Genomic DNA, 6,822 nt, shown 5'->3' with positions numbered 1-6,822 from the left:
TATTATACATTATTTTCAGTATAGTTGAGCTTATTATTGACTAGAGTCATGCTCTCTTCCCCCTCTTCTTCCGGCAGCGTATCCCCCACCTTGTAGCAAGCTCTCAACTCATACTGCTGGCCATCCCAGCCCATCTCTACCCAAACAGGTGTGTCCCAAGCCCAGTTAATCATCAGGGGCTCATTGCCTTTCCCGTTCGACAATCGCAGCTTTCCATTGACGACTTGGATGGCTGAAGACTTCCATTGAACTTTGGAATAGTACCGACGCCGTCGAGGTGGACGGGCGTTGGGGTCGGTTTGGCGGCGTTCTCGCCAGGACTTCAAAGAGGCAAAGAAGCTTTGCACTACCGCGTCTGCACTGTGAGCATGAAGTGTATTCTCAGGGTCGTTGGGAAACCACCGCATTAGCGTGGAAGGTTTCAACCACAGTCCCTTCTTGCGGACAACCCGCCAAAAGTGAACGAGCACCTTTGAGTACAGCTCGCCTGCTGCCCTGCTTAACAGCTGCAGTTGCTCTGAGACGCCTAGCTTGAGCTTGCGGACAAGGTACATGCAAAGTTGCCTTTTCTGTCGAATAGCATCTTACAAAAGCCGCCCTAGAAGGGCGGGGCTTGTAACCCAGTTTTTTTGGTCATCGTTTTTATCCCAGCCGCTGCTCGGTTTGCGGGTCAAACAGGTGGAAGCGATCCATGTCGAAGACCACTTCTGCCCACTGGTTAACCCGAAGCTGGGTACGGGGATCCACGCGGGCAATAAACTCCTGCTCGGCCAGGATCCCTTCTCGGTCGGTGGTGCTGAGATGGAGGATCACTTCATGGCCGATCAGCTCGGTGACGGAGACCTTAGCCCGCACCGGGGCAGGTTGGATCCCTGGGGGCTGGTACTGGGGATCGTGGATGTTTTCCGGGCGGATGCCGAAGATGACCGACTTGCCGACGTATTGCCAATAGGGCTCTGCCTGGTGGGGCGGGATGGCCACGCGGAAGGCGCCGGTATCGATCCAGAGGGTGCCCTCCTGCTCCCGCAGCTTGGCCTGGAAGAAATTCATGGCGGGGCTGCCGATGAACCCGGCCACAAACAGGTTGGCCGGGCGGGTGTAGAGGGTGTGGGGGGTATCCACCTGCTGCAGGCGGCCATCCTTCATGACGGCGATGCGGTTGCCCATGGTCATGGCCTCCACCTGGTCGTGGGTAACGTAGATAAAGGTGGTGCCCAGTTGCATGTGCAACTTGCTGATCTCGGCCCGCGCCTGTACCCGCAGCTTGGCATCCAAGTTGGAGAGGGGCTCATCCATCAAAAACACCGCCGGATTGCGCACGATGGCCCGCCCGACGGCAACCCGCTGCCGTTGCCCACCCGAAAGTTCCTTGGGCTTGCGGTTGAGCAAGTGCTCGATCCCAAGGCGCTTGGCCACCCCCCTAACCCGGCTTTCGATCTCCGCCCGTGGCAGGCCGCGCAGCTTGAGGCCAAAGGCCATGTTCTCGGCCACGGTCATGTGGGGGTAGAGGGCATAGGATTGGAAGACCATGGCGATATCCCGATCCTTGGGGGGGACATCGTTCACCCGTCGATCGCCAATGTAGATGGAGCCGGCGCTCACTTCTTCCAAGCCGGCCAGCATGCGCAGGGAGGTGGTTTTGCCGCAGCCGGAGGGGCCGACAAAGACGAGAAATTCCCCGTCTTCGACGGTGATGTTCAGGTCGTGGACGGCGGTGGTGTCTCTGTAGCGCTTGGTAACGTGTTCGTAGGTAACGCTGGCCATGCTCTCGCTCCCCAGCCACTTCGCCCTCAAACTTATCCAACCCTAGGGGCAGAGGTCAAATCGGATCCCTGGGCTGGAGTAAGCTGGGGTCGCCCTCACCCCCAGCCCCTCTCCCAGAGGGAGAGGGGAGTTGAGGATCGAAAAGCCAAAAAACCCAAAAAGGTAGGCCACGAGCCTACCTCTGGGATCTGGATCTTGTTAAGCCAAAAGTGGCGCTCGCCTCCCCCCCTTAGGAGACAACGTTCACTTTGACCACTTGGGCTTTTTCGGAGTCCGCCTTGGGCAGAGTCAGGGTGAGGATCCCATCTTTGTATTCCGCTTTCACCTGATCGTGCTTGATCCGGTTGGGCAGCGGGATCACCCGTTGGAAGCGCCCGTAGCGGAACTCGGTGCGGGTTACGCCCTTGTCTTCGGAGCGTTTTTCAAAGCGCCGCTCGCCGCTGATGGAGACCGCTTCTGCCGTCGCCTGGATGTCCAGATCGTTGGGGTTCAAGCCGGGCAGCTCCAGTTTCAGGGTAATGGTTTCCGGATCATCGTGCATTTCCACCGCCGGCACAAAAGTATAGGCATCGGTCTCGGCGGGGCGAGCCATCAGCCGGTCAAACATCCGGTTCATTTCCCGTTGAATTTCGTCAATTTCCCGAAAGGGATCCCAGCGAACCAGAGCCATATCTATCCACCTCCTAAGCAGATTTTGGTTAACTTTTGGTTAGCTTCTCTTTAAGTTAAGATTTACTCACCAGGCTTTAGCCTAGCCTCTGTACATTAGGATAAGTGATCTGGCTGGCTCAAGAGGGCGAGTTTTCTGGAAATCGATGGGGGTATTTTCTCGCCCAAGGAATAGGAGAAAGCTGTCAGGAATCGGTGCGCTTGGGGGGGCGGTGGGATCTCGTCTGCAGCCACAAACTCAGGCCGGTAGCCACCATCAGCAACAGCCCCAAGCCGTTTAAGAACGGGTAGACGGCCTGCAGATCCAGAGGCCCCCATTGCCCTTTGTGGATTTGGATCAGCCAGTAGTAGTCGAAGTTGTCGTTGAGGCGGGCAATTTGGTAAAGGGATCCCGTTACCACCGTTACCACCAAGGGCAGAGCCAGGATGGGGGCCAGGGCGCGGTGGATCTGGCGGGCGAGTTTTCGAGGCGGGGCCATCAGGGTTTCTCCAAGGCTAAGGCCACCACCTTGCCATGGTAGCAGGGCAGCCCAAGCTGCCAAGCCCCCCTGGGTCTAGGGACGGATCCCGAGGGCTTCCTCCAGCTTGGGCATTTGCTCGCGGGGGATGACCCGCCCTTCGTCCTCAAAGCCGGGGATCTCGTGGAAGTTGAGGTAGCGGTACAGCTCGCCGGCAAAGGGCTGGATCTTGGTGGCGACGATCTCCCGGTATTCCTCAGGGGTAGGGATCCGGCCCAAGAGGGCGCAGGCGGCAGCCAGCTCGGCGGATCCCAGATAGACCCGCGCGTCTTTGCCCATGCGGTTGTTGAAGTTGCGGGTGGAGGTGGACATAACCGTGGCCCCGTCTGCCACCCGCGCCTGGTTGCCCATGCACAGGCTGCAGCCGGGCATCTCCGTCCTCGCCCCGGCAGCGGCAAAGGTGCCGTACACCCCTTCGGCGCGCAGTTGCGCCTCGTCCATGCGGGTGGGAGGACAGATCCAAAATTGGCGCACCTTGGCCCGCCCCTGGCCTTCCAAAATCTTGGCGGCGGCGCGGTAGTGGCCAATGTTGGTCATGCAGGAGCCGATGAACACCTCGTCGATGTGGATGGGTGTGTCGGGGTTGCCGGCCGCGTGCTGGGCGTGGACTTCGCTCAGGGTCATCACCTTGTCGGGATCGTTGGGGGCACAGACAATTGGCTCGGTGATGGTGCTGAGGTCGATTTCGATGACTTCGGCGTATTCGGCGTCGGCATCCGCCTCCAGGAGGGTGGGGTTGGCCAGCCAGGCTTCCATTTTGGCGATGCGCCGCAGCAAGGTTCTCGCATCCTGATAGCCGCGGGCGATCAGGTTTTTCAGCAGCACCACGTTGGAGCGCAGGTACTCGGCAACCGTCTCGACGCTCAGCTGGATGGTGCAAGCGGCGCAGTTGCGTTCCGCCGAGGCGTCGGTGAACTCGAAGGCTTGCTCCACCTTCAAGTTGGGCAGGCCCTCGATCTCCATAATTCGCCCGGCAAAGACGTTTTTCTTGCCCTGTTTCTCGACGGTGAGCAGCCCCCGCTGGATGGCCACGTAGGGGATGGCGTGGACAATGTCCCGCAGGGTGATCCCGGGCTGCAGTTCCCCCTTAAAGCGCACCAGCACCGACTCCGGCATATTCAGGGGCATCACCCCCATGGCCGCGGCAAAGGCCACCAGCCCAGAGCCAGCCGGGAAGGAAATGCCCAAAGGGAAGCGGGTGTGGGAGTCGCCCCCGGTGCCAACAGTATCCGGCAGCAGCATGCGGTTGAGCCAGGAGTGGATGATGCCGTCGCCCGGCCGCAGGACGACACCTCCCCGCGAGGCAAAAAAGTCGGGCAGCTCTTTGTGAACCTGGATATCCACCGGCTTGGGATAGGCGGCGGTGTGGCAGAAGCTCTGCAGCACCAGGTCGGCGCTGAAGCCCAGACAGGCCAATTCCTTGAGCTCGTCGCGGGTCATGGGGCCGGTGGTGTCCTGGGATCCCACCGTGGTGATCAGCGGCTCGCAACTGGTGCCGGGGCGCACTCCGGGCAGCCCGCAGGCTTTGCCGACGATTTTCTGGGCCAGGGTATAGCCCTTGCCCGTGTCGGCGGGCGGGGTGGGGCGAATGAACAGGGGGGAGGGATCCAGCCCCAGGGCCTGGCGGGTTTTGTCGGTAAGGGCCCGGCCAATCAAGAGAGGGATGCGGCCCCCGGCCCGCACCTCGTCGGGCAGCGTCACAGGCTGCAGGGAAAAGGTGGTGAGGACTTGGCCATCCTCAGAGCGGATAACGCCCTCGTAGGGGTAGATCGTCACTACCATGCCCGTCTCCAGGCAGGAGACATCGCACTGGATGGGCAGGGCGCCGGCATCTTCGGCGGTGGTGAAGAAAATGGGCGCGATCGTGCCCCCCAGAATCACCCCGCCGGCCCGCTTGTTGGGCACATAGGGAATGTCGTGGCCGATGTGCCAGAGCAGGGAATTAAGGGCGGACTTGCGGGAAGATCCCGTGCCCACCACATCCCCCACAAAGGCCACCGGATGGCCGCGGCGCTTCAGCTCGGCAATGGCTGCTATCGCTCCCGGCGCCCGCGATTCCAGCATGCTCTGGGCATGAAGGGGAATATCGGGGCGGGTGGTGGCGTGGGCGGCCGGGGAGAGGTCGTCGGTGTTGATCTCGCCGGCAATTTTGAACACCGTCGCCGTGATCGCCTCGGCCAGGGGCGGCCTGGCGGTGAACCACTCCCCTTCCGCCCAAGAGTGGAGCACCTGTCGGGCATAGGCGTTGCCCGCTTGGCTCAGCTCCAGCACGTCGTGGAAGGCGTCGAAAACCAGCAGCGTGTGGCTGAGGGCGCGGGCCGCTGCGGCGGCAATTTCCGGTCGCTCATCCTGCAGCAGCTCCAGCAACACCTGGACGTTGTAGCCCCCCAGCATCGTGCCCAAGAGCTCTACCGCCCGCAGGGGGGTAATGAGGGGCGAGTGCACTTCTTCCTTAGCCACAGCGGCCAAAAAGCCCGCCTTCACATAGGCCGCTTCGTCCACCCCCGGCGGCACCCGCTCTGTAAGCAGATGCAACAAAAAGGCCTCTTCGCCGGCGGGGGGATCCTTGAGCAGCTCGCACACCTGGCTGGTCTGGGCGGCGTTCAAGGGCAGCGGCGGGATCCCTTGGGCCGCGCGGGCAGCAGCATGTTGGCGGTACTCGGCCAGCATGGGGAGGATTCCTTAGGTCACTCGATGTGGGTATTCATTCTACCGCCAGCTCGGCAGCAGCCAGCTCTGCCCCCTCAGGATAGCTCCGCCAACAGCTCTTTTTGGTATAGGCCAATACAAGCCTGGATCAACTCGTCCAGCTCCCCTTCCAAAATTGGCTCGAGCAGGAAGTTCTGGTTGAGGCGGTGATCGGTAACCCGGTTGTCTTTGTAGTTGTAGGTGCGAATTTTTTCCGAGCGCGATCCCGTTCCCACCTGCATGCGACGGGCGGAGCTGATGGAGGCCTGTTGCTCCTGCAGCTTCATCTCGTAGAGCTTGGCCCGCAAAATCTGCATCGCCCGCTGCCGGTTCTGCAGCTGGGAGCGCTCCTCGGTACAAAACACGCGGATGCCGGTGGGCTTGTGGAGGAGGTCCACCGCCGTTTCCACCTTGTTCACGTTTTGGCCGCCCGCCCCGCCGGAGCGCGCCGTCTTGATCTCGATGTCCTTCGGGTCGATCACCACCTCCACCTCGTCCACTTCCGGCATCACCGCCACCGTGGCCGTCGAGGTGTGGACGCGCCCCTGGGCCTCTGTCACGGGCACCCGCTGCACCCGATGCACGCCGGCCTCGAACTTCAGCTTGCTGTAGACCTGATCCCCGCGAATTTCCAGGATGGCCTCTTTGTAGCCTCCCATCTCTCCTTCCGAGAGGCTGGCCAGGCGCACCGACCAGCCCATCTTCTCGGCGTAGCGGGTGTACATGCGGGCCAAATCCGCCGCCCACAGGGCCGCCTCCTCGCCGCCGGTGCCGGCGCGGATTTCCAACATAATGTTTTTCTCGTCGTTGGGATCCCGGGGCAGCAGCAGCAGGGTCAGCTTTTCCTCCAGTTGTTCTTGGCGGACGCGCAGTTGCTCCAGTTCTGCCCTGGCCATCGCCTCCAGCTCTGGGTCGTCGGAAGCCACCTCCCGCAGCAGCTCTTCCGTCTGCTTCAGCTCGCGAGTGAGCTTTTGCCACTCGTGAAAGGTCTGGACGGTGGCTTCTAGGGAGGAGCGGGCCTTGGCAATCCGCTGCAGCTCAGCCGGATCGGTCGCCACATCGGGATCGGCCAGACGTACCGTCAGCTCCTGAAAGGTGGCTTCAACGTTTTTAAGCTGCTCGATGAGTTGAGCAGAGGCCATAGATCCAGTGTCAGCGAAGACTCACAGCAATGCCCAGCAAG

Annotated in this window: 6 protein-coding genes; all 6 read right to left on the bottom strand. The window is 61.3% G+C overall.

Annotated elements, in window-relative coordinates; all coding sequences use genetic code 11:
* Positions 1-2 precede the first annotated feature (2 nt).
* Positions 3-554, bottom strand: a complete 552-nt coding sequence (locus tag NW855_RS08990) for a hypothetical protein (RefSeq protein ID WP_414508669.1) — start codon at positions 552-554, stop codon at positions 3-5.
* Between the two features lie 88 nt (positions 555-642).
* Positions 643-1,764, bottom strand: a complete 1,122-nt coding sequence (locus NW855_RS08985) for an ABC transporter ATP-binding protein (RefSeq protein WP_414402805.1) — start codon at positions 1,762-1,764, stop codon at positions 643-645.
* Between the two features lie 229 nt (positions 1,765-1,993).
* The gene (locus tag NW855_RS08980) at positions 1,994-2,434 is read right to left on the bottom strand and encodes an Hsp20/alpha crystallin family protein (RefSeq protein ID WP_099883961.1); all 441 of its coding nucleotides are present in this window, start codon (positions 2,432-2,434) and stop codon (positions 1,994-1,996) included.
* A 184-nt stretch (positions 2,435-2,618) separates the two neighbouring features.
* A complete protein-coding gene (locus tag NW855_RS08975) occupies positions 2,619-2,912 on the bottom strand; it encodes a PepSY domain-containing protein (RefSeq protein WP_099812119.1) in 294 nt (97 codons plus the stop codon).
* A 75-nt stretch (positions 2,913-2,987) separates the two neighbouring features.
* Positions 2,988-5,621: a bifunctional aconitate hydratase 2/2-methylisocitrate dehydratase gene (gene acnB, locus NW855_RS08970; protein WP_414508668.1), complete on the bottom strand. Its 2,634-nt coding sequence runs from the start codon at positions 5,619-5,621 to the stop codon at positions 2,988-2,990.
* A 74-nt stretch (positions 5,622-5,695) separates the two neighbouring features.
* Entirely contained in the window at positions 5,696-6,781 is a 1,086-nt protein-coding gene (prfA, locus tag NW855_RS08965) for a peptide chain release factor 1 (protein WP_011430291.1), read from the bottom strand.
* Positions 6,782-6,822 lie beyond the last annotated feature (41 nt).

The organism is Synechococcus sp. RC10B2 (assembly GCF_047502635.1).
The sequence above is the reverse complement of the archived record's forward strand: the minus strand, read 5'-3'. Positions and strand labels throughout refer to the sequence as shown.